This is a genomic window from Achromobacter sp. UMC71 (assembly GCF_014170305.1).
Lineage (GTDB): Bacteria > Pseudomonadota > Gammaproteobacteria > Burkholderiales > Burkholderiaceae_B > Achromobacter.
The window spans coordinates 275,576-293,044 of the sequence record NZ_LZZT01000015.1; the positions used below are offsets into that span (position 1 = coordinate 275,576).

19 protein-coding genes are annotated in these 17,469 nt (G+C 66.9%); 11 read left to right on the forward strand and 8 right to left on the reverse strand.

Annotated features, from left to right (window positions below):
* From tolA to A9974_RS07570, 6 genes are all read left to right on the forward strand, one after another.
* Positions 1–1,110 carry a cell envelope integrity protein TolA gene (gene tolA / locus A9974_RS07545; RefSeq protein WP_183003482.1) on the forward strand — a complete coding sequence of 370 codons (1,110 nt, stop codon included), beginning with the start codon at positions 1–3 and terminating at the stop codon, positions 1,108–1,110.
* Between the two features lie 20 nt (positions 1,111–1,130).
* Positions 1,131–2,453, forward strand: a complete 1,323-nt coding sequence (gene tolB / locus A9974_RS07550) for a Tol-Pal system beta propeller repeat protein TolB (RefSeq protein ID WP_370539592.1) — start codon at positions 1,131–1,133, stop codon at positions 2,451–2,453.
* Positions 2,454–2,484: 31 nt separating this feature from the next.
* Positions 2,485–2,982: a peptidoglycan-associated lipoprotein Pal gene (pal, locus tag A9974_RS07555; protein WP_025137478.1), complete on the forward strand. Its 498-nt coding sequence runs from the start codon at positions 2,485–2,487 to the stop codon at positions 2,980–2,982.
* Positions 2,983–3,067: 85 nt separating this feature from the next.
* Positions 3,068–3,760, forward strand: coding sequence for a tol-pal system protein YbgF (gene ybgF, locus A9974_RS07560; protein WP_183003483.1), 693 nt, complete (start codon positions 3,068–3,070; stop codon positions 3,758–3,760).
* A 5-nt stretch (positions 3,761–3,765) separates the two neighbouring features.
* Positions 3,766–4,809 carry an iron ABC transporter permease gene (locus A9974_RS07565; protein WP_183003484.1) on the forward strand — a complete coding sequence of 348 codons (1,044 nt, stop codon included), beginning with the start codon at positions 3,766–3,768 and terminating at the stop codon, positions 4,807–4,809.
* On the forward strand, positions 4,806–5,597 hold the full coding sequence (locus A9974_RS07570) for an ABC transporter ATP-binding protein (protein ID WP_183003485.1): 792 nt from the start codon (positions 4,806–4,808) through the stop codon (positions 5,595–5,597). The genes A9974_RS07565 and A9974_RS07570 overlap by 4 nt, the downstream gene beginning before the upstream one ends.
* A gap of 56 nt (positions 5,598–5,653) precedes the next feature.
* Here A9974_RS07570 and A9974_RS07575 read toward each other — a convergent pair whose 3' ends face one another.
* Positions 5,654–6,151: a YbaK/EbsC family protein gene (locus A9974_RS07575; protein WP_183003486.1), complete on the reverse strand. Its 498-nt coding sequence runs from the start codon at positions 6,149–6,151 to the stop codon at positions 5,654–5,656.
* A gap of 85 nt (positions 6,152–6,236) precedes the next feature.
* Between A9974_RS07575 and A9974_RS07580 the strand changes: the two genes are divergently transcribed.
* Complete coding sequence (locus A9974_RS07580; RefSeq protein ID WP_183003487.1) at positions 6,237–7,046, forward strand: alpha/beta fold hydrolase; 810 nt, start codon at positions 6,237–6,239, stop codon at positions 7,044–7,046.
* A gap of 19 nt (positions 7,047–7,065) precedes the next feature.
* Here A9974_RS07580 and A9974_RS07585 read toward each other — a convergent pair whose 3' ends face one another.
* A complete protein-coding gene (locus tag A9974_RS07585; protein WP_183003488.1) occupies positions 7,066–7,536 on the reverse strand; it encodes an Lrp/AsnC family transcriptional regulator in 471 nt (156 codons plus the stop codon).
* A 243-nt stretch (positions 7,537–7,779) separates the two neighbouring features.
* On the opposite strand from A9974_RS07585, the gene A9974_RS07590 reads away from it, so the two are divergent.
* Positions 7,780–8,736: a DMT family transporter gene (locus A9974_RS07590; protein ID WP_255468067.1), complete on the forward strand. Its 957-nt coding sequence runs from the start codon at positions 7,780–7,782 to the stop codon at positions 8,734–8,736.
* Between the two features lie 50 nt (positions 8,737–8,786).
* Here A9974_RS07590 and fusA read toward each other — a convergent pair whose 3' ends face one another.
* The 4 genes from fusA to A9974_RS07610 all read right to left on the reverse strand — a co-directional run bounded on the left by fusA (position 8,787) and on the right by A9974_RS07610 (position 13,568).
* The gene (gene fusA, locus A9974_RS07595) at positions 8,787–10,898 is read right to left on the reverse strand and encodes an elongation factor G (RefSeq protein WP_183003489.1); all 2,112 of its coding nucleotides are present in this window, start codon (positions 10,896–10,898) and stop codon (positions 8,787–8,789) included.
* Positions 10,899–11,226: 328 nt separating this feature from the next.
* Positions 11,227–11,691, reverse strand: a complete 465-nt coding sequence (locus A9974_RS07600; RefSeq protein WP_183003490.1) for a universal stress protein — start codon at positions 11,689–11,691, stop codon at positions 11,227–11,229.
* A gap of 87 nt (positions 11,692–11,778) precedes the next feature.
* The gene (locus tag A9974_RS07605) at positions 11,779–12,123 is read right to left on the reverse strand and encodes a TIGR01244 family sulfur transferase (protein ID WP_025137488.1); all 345 of its coding nucleotides are present in this window, start codon (positions 12,121–12,123) and stop codon (positions 11,779–11,781) included.
* Between the two features lie 50 nt (positions 12,124–12,173).
* The gene (locus A9974_RS07610) at positions 12,174–13,568 is read right to left on the reverse strand and encodes a PLP-dependent aminotransferase family protein (RefSeq protein ID WP_183003653.1); all 1,395 of its coding nucleotides are present in this window, start codon (positions 13,566–13,568) and stop codon (positions 12,174–12,176) included.
* A 175-nt stretch (positions 13,569–13,743) separates the two neighbouring features.
* Here A9974_RS07610 and A9974_RS07615 point away from each other — a divergent pair, with 175 nt between their 5' ends.
* Positions 13,744–14,670, forward strand: a complete 927-nt coding sequence (locus A9974_RS07615; protein WP_183003491.1) for a DMT family transporter — start codon at positions 13,744–13,746, stop codon at positions 14,668–14,670.
* Positions 14,667–15,311, forward strand: a complete 645-nt coding sequence (locus tag A9974_RS07620; RefSeq protein ID WP_183003492.1) for a LysE family translocator — start codon at positions 14,667–14,669, stop codon at positions 15,309–15,311. Before A9974_RS07615 ends, A9974_RS07620 begins: the two co-directional genes overlap by 4 nt.
* Positions 15,312–15,364: 53 nt before the next feature.
* Here A9974_RS07620 and A9974_RS07625 read toward each other — a convergent pair whose 3' ends face one another.
* Positions 15,365–16,057: an LrgB family protein gene (locus A9974_RS07625; protein ID WP_183003493.1), complete on the reverse strand. Its 693-nt coding sequence runs from the start codon at positions 16,055–16,057 to the stop codon at positions 15,365–15,367.
* Positions 16,047–16,484, reverse strand: a complete 438-nt coding sequence (locus A9974_RS07630; RefSeq protein ID WP_255468068.1) for a CidA/LrgA family protein — start codon at positions 16,482–16,484, stop codon at positions 16,047–16,049. The genes A9974_RS07625 and A9974_RS07630 overlap by 11 nt, the downstream gene beginning before the upstream one ends.
* Positions 16,485–16,578: 94 nt before the next feature.
* On the opposite strand from A9974_RS07630, the gene A9974_RS07635 reads away from it, so the two are divergent.
* Positions 16,579–17,466 (forward strand): LysR family transcriptional regulator, encoded by an 888-nt coding sequence (locus A9974_RS07635; RefSeq protein ID WP_183003494.1) that lies wholly within the window; start codon positions 16,579–16,581, stop codon positions 17,464–17,466.
* Positions 17,467–17,469 lie beyond the last annotated feature (3 nt).

The window sequence follows — 17,469 nt, forward strand, 5'->3', positions numbered from 1 at the left end:
ATGACGCCACCCATTATTCGACACCACAGCGGCCCCCCGGCCACCCCGCCCAACAACGACAACCGGATCGCTCTGGTCCTGGCGTTGCTGGTGCACGGCCTGCTGCTGGCCGTGTTGATCCTCAATCTGAACTGGCGCACCGAAACCCCGGGCCCCGTGGAAGTCCAGCTGTGGGCCGACGGCGTGTCGCCGGACGCGACTCCGCCCAAGCCCCAGCCCGAACCGCCCAAGCCGCAGCCCCAACCGAAGCCGCAGCCCGAGCCTGAAAAAGCGCCCGAGCCGCCGCCCCCGCCGCCCAAGCCGGAACCCCAGGTCCAGCCCAAGACCGAGGAAGTGGATCCGGAAATCGCGCTGCAGGAAGCCAAGAAAAAGCGTGAACAGGAAGAGCAGGCCCGCCAGGCCGCCGAGGCCGCCAAGGAAAAGGCGCGCCTGGAAGACGAGCGCAAGCAGGCTGAACTGAAGGAAAAGAAGCGCCTGGAGCAGGAACGCCAGGCCGCCGAGAAGGCTGCCGCCGACAAGGCCGCGGCGGACAAGGCAGCTGCCGAGAAGAAGGCCAAGGACGACGCCGCCAAGAAGGCTGCCGCCGAAAAAGCCGCCGCCGACAAGGCCGCGGCGGACAAGGCAGCTGCTGACAAGGCGGCCGCGGAAAAAGCCGCTGCCGACAAGGCGGCTGCCGAAAAGGCCGCCGCCGAGAAGAAAGCCAAGGAAGAAGCCGCCAAGAAGGCCGCCGCCGACAAGGCGCTGAAGGATGCCTTCCGCAACGACGCCCTGGGCGCGGCCGGCATCCCCGGCGGCACCGCCGACCGCAACCAGACGGGTGGCGCAGGTGGCCGCGACGCGGGCTACGGCGCCAAGGTGCGCGCTTGCGTGCAGCCCGGTGTGGCCTATCCGACCCCGCCTCGCAGCGGCGCCGAGAACCCGACGGCCGAATACCAAGTAAAGTTGAATACCTCCGACGGAAAGGTCACTGCGGTTACGATTACCAGATCTTCGGGTATTCCCGCGTTTGACCGCGCAATCGAAAGCGGCATCCGCCGCTGCAACCCGTTCCCGAAACCTTCTAATGGCCGCTACGAACCGAGTATCTACGGTGAGTACAGCATGTACTAATAGACAGGAGATTGCTGATTATGACTCCCGCCCCTAGCCGACGAGCCCCCCAACCCGCCCTGTGGCGACTGTACGGGTTCGGACTGCTGCTGCTCGCACTGGCCTGCCTGATGGCCATGAAGCCCGCCCAGGCGCAGCTGCGCGTCGATATCTCCGGGACCGGCGCTACCCAATATCCGGTCGCCATCGCCGATTTCGCGGTAGACGACACCCATGGCCGCGCGCTGGCCGAAGTGATCCGCGCCGACCTGACCCGCACGGGCCAGTTCCGCCTGATCAGCGCCGCGGGCTCGGGCCTGAACGTCGATTCGCCCATCGCCCATGACGATTGGCGCGCCAAGGGCGCCGATTTCATCGCCTACGGCAGCATCGTTCGCGGCAGCGACGGCCGTTACGACGTGCGCTACCGCTTGGCCGACACGGTCAAGAAGGGTCAGCTGGACGGCGTAGCGTTCTCGGGCACCGAGCAGGAACTGCGCCGTGTGGCCCACCAGATCGCCGACCGCATCTATGAAAAGATCACCGGTGTGCGCGGGGTTTTCTCGACCCGCATCGCCTACGTGCTCAAGCAAGGCCCGACGTACGAGCTGCAAGTGGCCGACGCCGACGGACAGAATCCCCAGGTCGCCCTGCGCTCGCGCGAGCCGATCATTTCGCCGGCCTGGTCGCCGGACGGTGCCAAGCTGGCCTACGTAAGCTTCGAGTCGGGCAAGCCCGTGGTGTATGTGCACACCCTGGCCACCAGCGCCCGCGTGCCGGTCGCCAACTTCAAGGGCAACAACAGCGCCCCCGGCTGGTCCCCTGACGGCACCCAGTTGGCCGTGGCCCTGACGCGTGACGGTTTGTCGCAAATTTACATCGTTAGCGCGGCCGGCGGCTCGAATATGAAGCGAGTTACGCGTTCTCCCGGGATTGACACCGAGCCGAGCTTTACGCCAGACGGCCGTTCCATTATCTTTACCAGTGACCGCAGCGGCGGGCCGCAGATTTATCAAACCGGCCTGGACGGTGGCGATGCTCGCCGCCTCACGTTTAATGGTGGTTACAACATCTCACCCCGAATTTCCCCCGATGGATCGACGTTGCTGTACGTTGCCAGACGCGACGGCGCGTTCCGGATCGCATCGTTGAACCTGTCCTCCGGCTCGGAGAACTTGTTGACCGATGGTCGAGACGATCAGTCGCCAAGCTTCGCGCCGAACGGCATGCAAGTCCTTTACGCCGCCATCCAAAATGGTCGTAGCGTACTTGCTGGTGTCTCGAGCGATGGCCGCGTACGACAGACGCTTTCGGTACTGAACGGGGAAATACGTGAACCGACTTGGGGCCCATTTACCCGATAACACGTGTGACTCTCTTTGCAAAGGAACTATCATGAAGTCGCGCATTGCCAAAAGCCTAACCATCGCCGCTCTGGCCGCCACCCTGGCAGCTTGCAGCTCCGTCCCTCTCGACGATAAAGCGGGTCAGGGCGGAGGCGCTGGCCAAGGATCGGCCTCAGGCCAGATCCTTGATCCCTTCAACCCCCAAAGCATCCTGGCGCAACAGCGCTCGGTGTACTTTGACTTCGACAGCTACACGGTGTCCGACCAGTACCGCGGTTTGGTGGAAACCCACGCCCGTTACCTGGCTTCGCACCAGCAGCAGAAAATCAAGATCGCAGGCAACACCGACGAACGCGGCGGCGCCGAATACAACCTGGCCCTGGGCCAGCGCCGTGCCGACGCCGTGCGTCGCATGATGACCCTGTTGGGCGTCAGCGACAACCAGATCGAAACCATCAGCTTTGGTAAAGAAAAGCCGAAGGCGACTGGTACGTCGGAAGCCGACTTTGCGGAAAACCGCCGCGCCGATATCGAATATCAGCGTTAAGCTTTCCGTATAGCTAAGTGCCCCACCACGCGTCGGGACGGTCAGCCGGCCGTCCCGACGTTTGTTTTTATACCCGGGAATTTTCATGCGCGATAACGTTCTGTCCCTGCGTCCTTTGATTGCGGCCACCGGCCTGGTGCTTGCGGCCCTGACGGCGCCCGCCCACGCTTTTTCCGATGATGAGGCCCGCAAGGCCATCCTGGATTTGCGCCAGCAAGTACAGCAGCAGAACGAGCAGAGCCAACGCGCCAAGCTCCAATTGGCCGATCAGATTCAAGCCCTGCAACAGGAAGTCGCCCAACTGCGCGACCAACTCGAGCTGGTGTCGCGTCAGCAGCCCAGCGCCAACAAGCCGGGCGGCGCCGCAGGCGGCGCCAATCCGCCGGGCGCGACCGCCGGCGATCCGCAAGAGCAGGCCGCCTACGACGGCGCCATCGACCTGTTCCGCAAGGGCCAGTACAAGGAGGCGTCCGAGTCGCTGGCCGCCTTCACCGCGCTCTACCCCGCCAGCCAGCTGGCCCCCAGCGCCCAGTTCTATCTGGGCAGCAGCCGCTACGCCCTGAAGGACTTCAAGGGCGCCATCGAGCAGCTGACCGCCATGGTGCAGAAGGCCCCGGACAACGGCCGCGCGCCCGACGCCCTGCTGGTCATCGCCGGCAGCCAGATCGAAATGAACAACCGCGCCGGCGCCAAGACGACGCTGCAGCGCATTGTTCGCGACTACCCGACCACGCCGGCCGCCAGCACGGCCAAGAGCCGCCTGCAACTGCTCCAGTAATGGCCATGGCGGACGCCGCGACCGCGGTCGCCGCTTACCGGCATATCCTGCGCCGCCGCGCAGGGCTCATCGCCCTGCTGCTGGCGGCGATTTTCATTGGGCTGCTGCTGGACTTCACCCTCGGGCCTTCGGGCCTGGGCTGGGACGAGCTGTGGCGCACGCTGACTTCGCCCGGCGGTGCCGAGCCGACGCTGCGCGTGATCGTCTGGGACATCCGGCTGCCCTACGCGTTGATGGCGGCGCTGGTGGGCATGGCGCTCGGCCTGGCCGGCGCCGAGATGCAGACCATCCTCAACAATCCCCTGGCCAGCCCGTTCACGCTGGGCGTGTCGTCGGCCGCCGCTTTCGGGGCGTCATTGGCAATCGTGCTGGGCCTGGGCCTGCCGGGCGTGCCGGACGGCTGGCTGATCGCGGGCAATGCGTTCCTGTTCGCGCTGCTGGCCGCCTTGCTGTTGGATTTCGTGGCTCGCCGAAGCGGCATGAACACGTCCGGCGTGGTGCTGTTCGGCATCGCCATGGTGTTCACGTTCAATGCGCTGGTGTCGCTGGTGCAGTTCACGGCCAGCGCCGAGGCGCTGCAGAACCTGGTGTTCTGGACCATGGGCAGCCTGTCGCGCTCCACCTGGACCACGGTGGCCACGCTGGGGGTGGCGTTCGCGCTGGCGCTGCCGCTGGCCATGCGCCAGTCCTGGAAACTGACGGCGCTGCGGCTGGGCGAAGAGCGCGCCGCCAGTTTTGGTGTGGACGTGCGCCGGGTGCGCGTGACAGCCCTGGCGCGCGTCAGCCTGTTGTCGGCTCTGGCGGTGGCGTTTGTGGGCACGATTGGCTTCATCGGCCTGATTGCGCCGCATATCGCCCGCCGGCTGGTGGGCGAGGACCACCGCTTTTTCCTGCCGGGCAGCGCCCTGGTGGGCGGCGTCATCCTGTCGCTGGCATCGGTGGCGTCCAAGAACCTGGCGCCGGGCGTGATCGTGCCGGTAGGCATCGTGACTTCGCTGATCGGCATTCCCTTTTTCGTGGCCGTGCTGCTGCGCCGGAGGCTGCCGTGACACATCCGGTACTAGCCGTCAGCCACGTCACCGCCGGCTACGGCGGCGCAGACGTGCTGCACGACCTGTCGCTGCCCGACCTGAAGGCCGGAGAAGTCACCGCGCTGCTGGGCCCGAACGGCACCGGCAAGTCGACGTTGCTCAAGGCCTTGGCGGGCCTGCTGCGGGTCCGCGCCGGCCATGCCCGGCTGGACGGCCTGGACCTGGTGCGCCTGGACTTCGCGACCCGGGCCCGGCACCTGGTCTATCTGCCGCAGAGCCTGCCCGCCTCCGTGCATCTGCGGGTATTCGAATCCGTACTGGTGGCTGCCCGCGCCAGCGAGGCCCAGGGGCCGCCGGCGGATCTGCATGCCATCGACCAGCTGCTGGCAAGACTGGGCATCGGGCACCTGGCGCTGCACTACCTGGATGCGCTGTCCGGTGGCCAAAAGCAGCTGGTGGGGCTGGCCCAGGCGCTGGTGCGCCGGCCGCGGGTACTGTTGCTGGACGAACCGCTTTCGGCGCTGGACCTGAACTACCAGTTCCACGTGATGCGGCTGCTCAAGCAGGAAACGGCCCAGCATGGGCTGATTACCGTGATCGTGCTGCACGACCTGAACGTGGCGTTGCAGCATGCCGACCGCGCAGTGATGATCCATGGCGGCCGGTTGGTCGCCGCAGGGGCGCCGGCCGAGGTGATTACCCCGGCGGCGCTGGCGTCGGTGTATGGGGTGCTGGGCCGGGTCGAGGCCTGCTCACGCGGCCGGCTGCAGGTGCTGATCGACGATCTGGAAGCCGATCCGCACTAGGCCCGCGGGCCTTCCTTTTCAAGAAGGTCCGGTCAGGCCAACTGCGCGGCACGCCACTATACGCGCTGGGCGACGTCGGCCACCGGCGCGCCGGTCATGGCGGCCAGCTGCTGCGGCGTCAGGTTGAAGACGGCGTGCGGATGCCCGGCCGCAGCCCACAGGCTGTCGTACTGGAACAGGTCCTGGTCCAGCAGCATGACCGGCTTGACTGCATGGCCGATGGGACACACACCGCCGATGGCGTAGCCGGTCATGTCGCGCACGAACTTGGCGTCGGCCTTGGCCAACGCGCCGACCTGCTCAGCGACCTTGGCTTCATCCACGCGGTTCACGCCGCTGGCAATGACCAGCACAGGCGCGTTGTCCGAGGCGCGGCGGAAAATGATGGACTTGGCGATCTGAGCCACTTCGCAGCCCAGGCCCGCCGCCGCTTCCGCCGAGGTCTTGCCGGTTTGAGGCAGTACCACGACGGGTTTGTCGTGACCCAATTCCTGCAGCAGGCGGGCGACGCGTTGGGCGGATTCGGGAAGATCGGCGGGCGTGGCGGATGACATCTGGCGGACTCCGTTCGACAGGAAGAAATCGGGAAACGAGTGTATCAGCCTAAAATGCGGGCCTGCCTTTCCCTACCCGTGCCCCATGCGTTCCGAACCTGTGCTGCCCCTGCAAACCGCCGAGATCGGCGGCTACGCCCTGTCCTACACCGAGTACGGCGAGGGCGCGCCCTTGGTGCTGGTGCATGGTTCGCTGTCCGACAGCCGCTACTGGAAGTCGCAGATGGCGCCGCTGGGCCGCACGTTCCGGGTGCTGGCGGTGTGCCTGCGGCGTTATTGGCCCGAAGCCTGGGACGGCGAAGGCGACGGTTTCTCGGTGGCCCAGCATGCGGCCGACGTGCTGGAATTCATCGACCGCGTGGCGGGCGAGCCGGCGCACCTGGTGGGACATTCCCGCGGCGGCCGCGTGGCGCTGGAAGCGGCGCTGACGCGGCCCGAGGCGTTGCGCAGCCTGACGCTGGCGGACCCCGGCCTGCCGCTGCCCGGCGATGACGATGCACGCGGCGGCTTTCGCCAGCGGGCGCTGGACCTGATTCGCGACGGCGCCGTCGAGGAAGGCCTGGCGTTATTCGTGGACACCGTGACCGGGCCGGACACCTGGCAGCGCATGGTGCCGTGGTTCAAGGAAATGGTGCGCGACAATGCCGGCACGCTGTTCGGCCAGGCCCGCGAAACCCCGGCGGTCCTGAGCCCCGCACAGATCGGTTCGCTGACGCTGCCGACGCTGCTGATCGGCGGGGCGCTCAGTCCCGCCCCCTACCCCGCGGTGCTCGACGCCCTGCAGCAGTGGCTGCCACAGTCGCAACGCGTGACCATCGCCGGCTCGTCTCATGGCATGAACCTGGGCAACCCGCGCGCCTTCAATGGCGCCATCGAGTCGTTCCTGCGTAGCTAGAGCCTGTCAATACGCGCCGTCAGGGTTCGACCGACGGCGTGTGCTTGAGCCGCTTGAGCACGAAAGTCGAACGGCTGTGCCGCACGCCGGGCAGCTTATAGAGCCGCTTGCGCAGGAATTCCTCGTAGCCTTCGGTGCCGGCCACGGCCACCTTGATCAGGTAATCGTATTCCCCCGTCACCAGGAAGGCCTCGACCACCTGCGGCAGCCGGGTGATGGCTTCGCCGAAGCGCGCCAGGGTGTCGTCGTCGTGATGTTCCAGCGTGACCTCGATCATGACGGTGTCGGGCAGCCCCAGCGCCTTCTGGTTCAAGAGGGCCGCGTAGCCTTCGATGACCCCGGCCTCTTCCAGCGCCTTCACCCGGTTCCAGCAGGGCGTGGGCGACAGGCCCACCTGCTCGGCCAGCTTCAGGTTGGTAAGACGGCCATCGGTGCGCAACGCGCGCAGGATCTTGCGGTCGGTTTCGTCGATTTTCGGGGCGGTGGACACGTGGGCGATCCATAAAAGAGAATTTCTCTGGAAATATGGATTTTACGGGATGGATATTCTCCTTTTACTGCCAAATGGGCGGCAATCAGGAAACCTATTTTCCGGCGCCGGCCGTAGACTTTCCAGCAAGACGGGCATACCCCCGCTCGTCGTATCCAGCGCTTACCGCCGCGGCACAACCCGGCGCTGGCGCGGGGCAGTCCACCGCAGCATGCCGCGCGTCGATCCGCGCGGCGGGAAATCATGTCTCACGCAGCAGCAGTACCCGCAAGAACCGGCCTGGGCCTGTCCGGCACCGCCATGCTCCTGGCCGCCCCGGCGCTTTTCGCCTCGAATATGGTGGCCGCCCGCTGGGCCCACGACGCCGCCCTTCCTCCCGTTTTCCTGGCTTTCGGCCGCTGGCTGATCGCCCTGCTGATCCTGTTGCCCTTGGCGGCACCGGCCTTGCGGCAGCACCGCCGCGCGCTATGGCACGGCCTGCCCGCGCTATTGCCGCTGGCGGTGCTGGGCATGGGCGTGGCGGTGGCGCCGCAATACATCGGCGCCCAGTCCACCAGCGCCACCAATATCGCCCTGATCTTCTCGTGCAGCCCCATCCTGGTGGCGCTGCTGGAAGCCATGCTGTGGCGCAAGCCCCTGCAACCGCTGCGGGCCGCCGGCCTGGCGCTGGCGCTGGGCGGCGTGCTGGTGGTGCTGACGCGCGGCGACGCCCACGCGCTGGCGCGGCTGGCGTTCGGCCAGGGCGACCTCTGGGTGCTGCTGGCCGCCACGGGCTGGGCCTTCTACACGGTGCTGCAAAAGCGCCTGACGTTGCCGGCGGTGCCCGACAGCGCGCGCCTGGCGACGATGATGCTGGGCGGGGTGATTGCGCTGGCGCCCTTCGCTGGCATCGAGGCGGCAACCGGCGCCACCCCGCCCTGGACGGATCCGCGGCTGGCGGCGGTACTGCTGTTCCTGGCGGTGGTGCCCAGCCTGGGCGCGTACTACGTCTATGGCAGGCTGATCAGCCGGGCCGGGCCCGCGACGGCAGGTTTATCGATGTTCCTGGTGCCGGTCTACGCCGCGCTGCTGGCCTGGCCACTGCTGGGCGAAGCCCCGCAGTTGTTCCATGCCTACGGCTTCGTGATGATTCTGCTGGGCGTGAAGCTGGCGTCGTTGCGCCTGCGCACCGCGACAACCGCGGCGGCCGCTACCGCGTGAAAAAAAGGCGGCCGGATCCCGGCCGCCCGTTGTCGCTTGCCTGTCGCCGATCAGCGGCCGGGGCCCTGGGCGGCAATGACTTCCTGCGCCACATTGCGAGGCGCTTCGGCGTAGTGCTTGAACTCCATCGTGTAGGTGGCGCGTCCCTGGGTCAGTGAACGCAGCGACGTGGAGTAGCCGAACATCTCGGCCAGCGGCACTTCGGCGCGCACGACCTTGCCGCCGCCCCCGGCGATATCTTCCATGCCCTGCACCATGCCGCGGCGCGACGACAGGTCGCCCATGACGTTGCCGGTGAAGTCCTCGGGGGTTTCGACTTCAACCTGCATCATCGGCTCGAGCAGCACCGGATCGGCCCGGCGCATGCCTTCCTTGAACGCCATCGAACCCGCCATCTTGAAGGCGTTTTCGTTGGAATCGACGTCGTGGTAGGAGCCGAAGAACAGCGTGACCTTGATGTCCACCACCGGATACCCCGCCAGCACGCCCGTGTTGAGCGTTTCGCGGATGCCCTTGTCCACCGCCGGGATGAATTCGCGCGGTACCACGCCCCCCTTGATAGCGTCGACGAATTCGTAGCCCTTGCCGGGTTCCTGGGGTTCCAGCTTGAGCACCACGTGGCCATATTGGCCGCGGCCGCCCGACTGCTTGACGAACTTGCCTTCGACTTCGTCGCAGGTCTTGCGGATGGTTTCGCGGTAGGCCACCTGCGGCTTGCCCACCGTGGCCTCGACGCCGAATTCGCGCTTCATGCGATCGACCAGGATTTCCAGGTGCAGCTCGCCCATGCCCGAAATGATGGTCTGGCCGGACTCTTCGTCGGTACGCACGCGGAACGAAGGATCTTCCTGTGCCAGCCGGCCCAGGGCGATGCCCATTTTTTCCTGGTCGGCCTTGGTCTTGGGCTCGACGGCCTGCGAGATGACGGGCTCGGGGAAGACCATGCGTTCCAGCACGATGACATGCCCCGGATCGGTCAGCGTGTCGCCGGTGGTGACGTCCTTCAGGCCCACGGCGGCGGCGATGTCGCCTGCGTAGACCTCGGTGATTTCACGCCGCTCGTTGGCGTGCATCTGCAGGATGCGGCCCAGCCGCTCCTTCTTTTCCTTGACCGGGTTGAAGACCGAGTCGCCGGACTTCACCACGCCCGAATAGACGCGGAAAAAGACCAGCTGGCCGACGAACGGGTCGGTCATGATCTTGAAGGCCAGCGCCGAGAACGGATCCTTATCGTTGGGATGGCGTTCGATTTCATGGTCGCGCTCGTCGTGGCCCTTGATGGCGGGCACGTCCAGCGGCGACGGCAAGTAATCGATGACGGCGTCCAGCATGGCCTGCACGCCCTTGTTCTTGAAGGCGCTGCCACAGAGCATCGGCACGATTTCATTGGCGACCGTGCGCTGGCGCAGGCCCTGCTTGATCTCGGCCTCGGTCAGGGCTTCGCCGCCCAGGTACTTTTCAAGCAGCGTTTCATTGGCCTCGGCGGCCTTTTCCACCATCTTGTCATGCCATTCCTGCGCCTGTGCCTGCAACGCGGGCGGAATATCGCGGTATTCGAAACGCACGCCCTGGCTGGCGTCGTCCCAGATGATGGCCTTCATTTTGACCAGGTCGATGACGCCTTCGAAGCCGTCCTCGGCGCCCACGGGCAATTGCACCGGCACGGCGTCACCCTTCAGGCGTTCGGTGATCTGGCGCTGCACCCGCAGGAAATCGGCGCCGACGCGATCCATCTTGTTGACGAACGCCAGCCGCGGCACGCGGTATTTGTTGGCCTGCCGCCAGACGGTTTCGGATTGCGGCTGCACGCCGCCCACCGCGTCATAGACCATGACGGCGCCGTCCAGCACGCGCATGGAGCGCTCGACCTCGATGGTGAAGTCGACGTGGCCCGGCGTGTCGATGATGTTGATGCGATGTTCGGGGTAGTTGCCGGCCATGCCTTTCCAGAAGGCCGTGGTGGCGGCGGACGTAATGGTGATGCCGCGTTCCTGTTCCTGCTCCATCCAGTCCATCACGGCGGCGCCATTGTGCACTTCGCCGATCTTGTGGGTGATACCGGTATAGAAGAGGATGCGCTCGGTGGTCGTCGTCTTGCCGGCGTCGATGTGGGCGCTGATGCCGATATTCCGGTATAGCTCGATAGGCGTCTTGCGAGTCATGGCCTCGTTCCTTGCAGTAATCACCAGGAATGGGGCGGCAGGGTCCGACCGGACGCTGCCGCGGCGGGCGCCATGCCGCGTGAGAGGTGTGCTCGGGATATTGCGAAATCGCGCCCGCACTTATCCATAAATATTACGCGCCGCCGGCGCGTTTACAAGCTTTAGCCATATGCGGCATAGGGGCAGGCGCCACAGGCTGGCCGGAAATAAAAAAGCCCCTCGGCAATGAGGGGCTTGCGCATTCGCCAGCACGGGCAACGGCCAGGCAAGGCCTGCACGTCCGGCAGCGGCGCCGGACGGCCTGACAGCCGCCTGACGCCGGTGGCGTTTACTTCTTGTCTTCCTTGACGCGGTACACCAGCACGGCGGTGCTGGCCAGCGACAGCACCTTGGCCGTGACACTGCCCAGCAGCAGGCGCGACAGTCCGCTGCGGCCGTGGCTGCCGATGAAGATCAGGTCGCAGCCGGCGTCGGCGGCGGCCTGCACGATGCCGTCGGCCACGTTGAAGTTGGACACGGCGCGTGCCTCGGCCTTCACGCCGCCGGTATCGGCACGGTCGGTGATCTGCTTGAGGTACTTGTCGGCCTGCTCGGCGGAGGCTTTTTCGTAGTCTTCGTCGGTGATGGCGTAGGCCGCGGCCATGCCGTCAAAACCGATGGTGGCGGCGAAAGGCTGCGTCACGTAGAGCGCAACGACCTCGGCGCCCACGGAACGCGCAAACGAAATGCCGGCGTTGGCGGCTTGGGCCGACAGCGGCGAGCCGTCGGTGGGAATCAGGATCTTCTTGAACATCTTGCCTGCTCCTGTTTGAGAGGAAGCTCCATGCTACCGGAAACCCGCCAGGTTCACATCAAGCGAACCTGGGGCGCTTGATGCGCATCAACCCAGCTGCTGGGCGGCGGCGAACAGATTGGTGCAACGGGTGCCGGTGCGGCAATACGCCAGCACGGGGCCCGGCAGCGTGCGCAACAGTTCGGCGAAACGGACCACGTCCGCGGCGGTCATGGCGCTGCCCACCACGGGCTGGTATTCGATCTTCAGGCCGGCGGCGGCAGCGGCCTTGGAAACGTCGGCGGCGGTCGGCTGGTCGGGGCCGCCTTCGAAATCGGGGCGGTTGATGATGACGCTCTTGTAGCCGGCGGCGGCCACGTCGGCCATGTCGTCAGGCCCCAGTTGCGGGGCGACGGCGAAATTCTCGGTGAGGGGCTTGATCGGTGCGGACATGGCGATTCCTTGATAGAGATAGCTGCGTATTATTGATTGTAGGGGCCGTTTCAGGCGAACAGTTTTTCCAGCACATTCCAGACGCCGCGGTCGTCCGCCATGGACACGGAAAAGCGCAGCATCGTGGATGGCGCCTGCGACGGCGAGAACAGCGTGCCCGGCGCCAGGAGCATGCCGCGGTCGGCGGCGGCGCGGGCCAGCACCTCGCTGTCGCGGCCGCAATCGGCCCAGACGAACATGCCGGCGTGGGGCTCGTGCGGAATGGTCAGCCCCAGCTTGAGCAGCCCTTTGACGCAGCGCTGGCGGGCCTCGTCCACCCGCAGGCGCACGCGTTCGATGTGGCGCCGGTACTGGCCTTCGGTCAGCACCCGGTGCACCACCCGTTCGCCCAACTCGGGCGAGGTCAGCCCCGCCAGCATTTTCAGGTCGGCGAGCTTTTGCAGGATGTCCGGATTGGCCGCCACATAGCCCACCCGCAGGCTGGCGGCCAGCATTTTGGAATACCCGCTGACCAGGATCACGCGGTTGAGCCGGTCCAGCACGGCCAGCTTCATGGCGCCGCCCGGATGCAGGTCACCGTAGGTGTCGTCTTCCACCACCATGAAATCGTGGCGTTCGGCGATTCGCAGGATGTCGTAGGCGACACCGGCCGACAGGGTATGCCCGGTCGGGTTGTGCACGGCGCTGTTGACGATGAACAGCTTGGGCTTGTGCTGCGCCGCCAGTTGTTCGAGCAGCGCGATATCGGGACCGTCGGGGCCTCGCGGCACGCCGATCAGGCGGGCCCCGAAGGCGGCCAGCCGGCCGAAGATGACGAACCAGGCCGGGTCCTCGACCAGGACGGTATCGCCGGGCTGGACCAGCAGGCGGGTGATCAGGTCCAGGCCATGGGTGACGCCGTTGGTGGTCAACAGGTTGCGTTCGGGGTGGGCCGGCACGCCCTCGCTTTGCAGCGAGGCGGCGATCTGCTGGCGCAGCGGCGCAAAGCCCTGGGGATGTCCGTAGGACACGAGCTGGCCGCGCACCGAGCGGCCCACGGCGCGCACGGCGCCAGCCACCATGTCCGGGTCCAGCCATTCCGCGGGCAGCAGGCCGGCGCCGCCGGGCATGCCGGGGCCGCCGTTCTCGCGGAACATGCTGCGCAGCAGCCAGGCGATGTCGACCCGCGCGGGCGGCGTGAACGAGTGCGCCGCGGGCGCGGCGACGGCGGCCAGCGGGCCGCTGCGCGCGCGCACGAAAAAGCCGGCGCCGCGGCGCGACTGCACCAGGCCGCGCGCCACCAGCCGGTCGTAGGCTTCCACTACCGTGAAGCGGCTGACGCCGGACTGCTCGGCCATCTTGCGGATGGACGGCAGGCGGGTACCAGGACGCAGGCCCTGCTCGTCGATACGGCGAGCCAGGCCGTCGGCCAATTGCGCCACGAGGGTGGCGTCGGCCTGGCGCACGGGCTGCCAGGGCATGGAAGGCGAAGCAACTGTCATGGGGATTTCACCAGGCCAGTGGTTAGAGTGATATGCCAAAGTGTACCGGTACTGTACCGATGACTATGCGTAGAGTGACAGCAATGCCCCAAGCCCGCAAGTGCCGGCCATGGGCACCCATTTTTCGTGGATCTCCCGCATGAACCGCTCCGTGCTGTACCCGTCGCCCCAGACTGCTCCCGCCGCGTCTGCGGCCCCTCCCTGGGAGGGCTACGGCTACGGTTTCCTGGGCGTGCTGATCTTCTCACTGACCCTGCCGATGACCCGCCTGGCGGTGGCGGAACTGCCGCCCCTGCTGATCGGGCTGGGCCGCGCCCTGCTAGCCGCCGTACCGGCGCTGATCCTGCTGTGGCTCACCCGCAGCCGCCGGCCCGACCGCCACGAATGGCCGGGGGTGATCCTGGCCGCCGTGGGCATCGTGGTCGGCTGGCCGCTGGCATCGACGCTGGCCATGCAAAGCGTATCGTCCTCGCACGGCGCGGTGTTCAACGGCCTGCTGCCACTGTCGACCGCGGCGTTCGCGGCCTGGCGCAGCGGCGAGCGCCCATCGCGCTCGTTCTGGCTGTGGGCCATGGTGGGCGCGGCGCTAGTCTGCACCTTCGCTTTGCGCCAGGGCCACGGCACGCTGGCCGTCGGCGATTTCTGGCTGCTGCTGGCCGTGGTTCTGGGCGGCCTGGGCTATGCCGAAGGCGCCCGCGCCTCGCGCACCCTGGGCGGCTGGCGCACCATCTGCTGGGCGCTGGTCATCAGCGCGCCGTTCATCGCCGCGCCGGTAGGCTGGCTGGCGTCGCAGCAGGCCGGCTGGCCCAGCGCCGATGTCGTCCTGGCCTGCGCCTACCTGGCGTTCGGTTCGATGTTCGTGGGCTTTTTCGCCTGGTATCGCGGCCTGGCCGCGGGCGGCATCGCCCGCGTCGGCCAGATCCAGCTGCTGCAGCCGTTCCTGACGGTGCTGGCCGCGGCCCTGTTTTTTGGTGAATCGGTGGACCTGGCCACGTTCCTGTTCGCCGCCGCCGTTATCGTAGTCATCGCCGGCGGCCGCCGCGCGATTGTTGGAGTCAAGAAATGACGCTGTTCCCCGCCAGTCTGGCCGATGTGCCGCTCGCTTCGCTGTCTCTGCTGGGACCCCTGGCGCTGTTCGCCCTGGTCAGTTCCATTACGCCCGGGCCAAACAACGTGATGCTGGCCTCGTCCGGCCTGAATTTCGGCTTCCGCCGCAGCATGCCGCACCTGCTGGGCGTGAACCTGGGCTTTACCTTGATGATTTTCCTGGTGGGCGTGGGCCTGGGCTCGGTGTTCCAGCAGGTGCCCGTGCTGTACACGGTGCTGAAGTACGTGGGCGCAGCCTACCTGCTGTACCTGGCCTGGAAGATCGCCAATTCCGGCGGCATGGAAGAAGGCGAGGCCCGCGCCAAGCCGTTGACCTTCCTGCAGGCCGCGGCATTCCAGTGGGTCAATCCGAAGGCCTGGGTAATGGCGGTGGGCGTGGTGGCCACCTATACGCCGCAAGCCGGGTTCTTCGCCAACCTGGTTATCGCCACGGTGGTCTGCGGCATCGTCAACCTGCCCAGCATCGGCATCTGGGTCACCTTCGGCACCGCGCTGCGCCGCGTGCTGCACAAGCCCTGGGCGATCCGCGCGTTCAACATCGGCATGGCGCTGCTGCTGGTAGCGTCGCTGTATCCGGTGGTGCTGGAAGCGCTGCACTGATCCACACGCCGGACGGCTCAGGCCGAGTCAAAGTCCGGCATCTGGCGGCGGCGCTACGCCAGCAGGCCCGCCACCACGGCGGGCGTGACCAGCACGTTGAACAGCCCCGCCATCACCATTACCAGGCCCGCCACGGCGCCTTCTTCGGCAGCCAGCTCGCGGGCCTTGGCCGTGCCGGCGCCGTGCGCGCCCATGCCGAACAGCGCGCCGCGCGCCAAGGCCGAACGCAGCGGCAACCAGTGCCGCATCAGCTGGCCGATCGCCGCGCCGAATACACCGGTGACGATCACGAACACCGCGGTGAGGTCCGGCACGCCGCCGACGTGCGAGGACACCGCGATGGCGAACGGCGTGGCCACCGAGCGCGGCAGCAAGCTCAGGCGCAAGTCCGGCGGCAGGTCCAGCAAGCTGCCCAGCAACCAGGCGCTGGCGCCGGCGATAGCGCTGCCCACCGCCACGCCCGCGACCAGCACGGGCCAATAGCGCCGGATCAGCGCGCGCTGCTCATACAGCGGCAGCGCGAACGCGACGATGACCGGCCCCAGCATCATCATCAGCCAGTGCGAGCCCGACATGTAGTCGCGGTAGCCGGTGTGCAGCAACAGCGCCAGCACCAGCAGCAGGGCGGGCGCCACCACCAGCGTGGACGTCCACCAGTAGGCGTAGCGGCGGTAGAACAGGCGCGCGCAGAGATAGGCCAGCACAGTCGCCAGCGGCCAGAACAGCAGATTGAATTCAGCGCGCATGGCGGTTCATCCAGCGATAGCACAGCTCGATCGTCAAGGCCGTGCCGATCATGACCAGCGCGGTGCCCAGCAGGATCACCGCCAGCAGCTTCAGGCCGAGCACGCCCAGGAATTCGCGATGGTCCAGCAGCGACATCACCGCCGGCACGAAGAACAGCAGCATCTCGCCGAGCAGCCAGTTGGCGCCGCGGTGCACGTTGCGCACCCGCAGCAGGCCGGCGGCCAGCAGCGCCAATACCAAGACCATGCCGATGACGCCTCCTGGCACCGGCAGGCTGGCGGCGTTGGCCAGCGCCTGGCCTAGCAGCGAAAACAGGATCAGCAGCGCGATCTGCAGGACGCGGCTGCGGCGCAGCAGGCTGCGCACCATGACGGCATGGCGAGCGGGGAACACGGGGTGACGAACGAGCAGGAGCGGGCGTGACATGGGGAAATTCCGGCGGATGGAAACGTTTTACGCCTGGCCGCACCATAGATAAAATGAATTTGTTGAATTCATCCCATTCGATATTGGAATAATCATGGATCTGCGTCCCTTGCGCGCCCTGGTGGAGGTCGTCCGCCAGGGCGGCTTTTCGCAGGCAGCCAAGACCGTTTTCGCCACCCAGCCCACGGTCAGCAAGGCGGTGCGCCAGCTGGAGGACGAGATTGGCATGCCGCTGCTGGATCGCCAGGCCCAGCCGCCGCGGCTGACCGAGGCCGGCGAAATCGTCTACCGGCGGGCGGTGAAGATGTTGGCCGAACGCGACGATCTGTACGCCGAACTGGACGAGCTGCGCGGTCTGACGCGCGGCACACTGCGCCTGGGGCTGCCGCCGCTGGGCAGCAACGCGCTGTTCGCGCCGATGTTCGCGCGTTTTCGCAGCCGCTATCCGCGCATCGAAATCAGCCTGCTGGAACACGGCGGCCATCGCCTGGAAGAAATGGTGATGGCCGGCGACATCGAACTGGCCGCCTCGCTGCGACCAGATTCCGCCAATTTCGACTGGCAGCCCGTGGCGCGCGAACCGCTGATCGCGCTGCTGCCCGCCGACCACCCGTGCTCGCAGGCCACGTCCGTCGGACTGGCCGAGCTGCGCGACTCGCCCTTCATCCTATTCGAAAGCGGCTTTGCGCTGAACCGCATCATCCAGGACGCCTGCCTGCGGGCCGGCTTCGCGCCCGCGGTGGCCGCCCGCAGCGGCCAGATCGATTTCATCGTGGCGCTGGTGACGGCGGGCCTGGGCGTGGCCTTCCTGCCGCGCATCAAGGCGGACGAGGAACGCTGCGCGGGCGTGTCGCAAGTGCCGCTGCGCGATGCCGGCACGGACTGGGAAATGGGCCTGGTGTGGCGCCGCGGCGGCTATCTGTCGCAGCCGGCGCAGGCCTGGCTGGCGCTGGCCCGCGAGATGCATCCGGATACGGCTTGATGC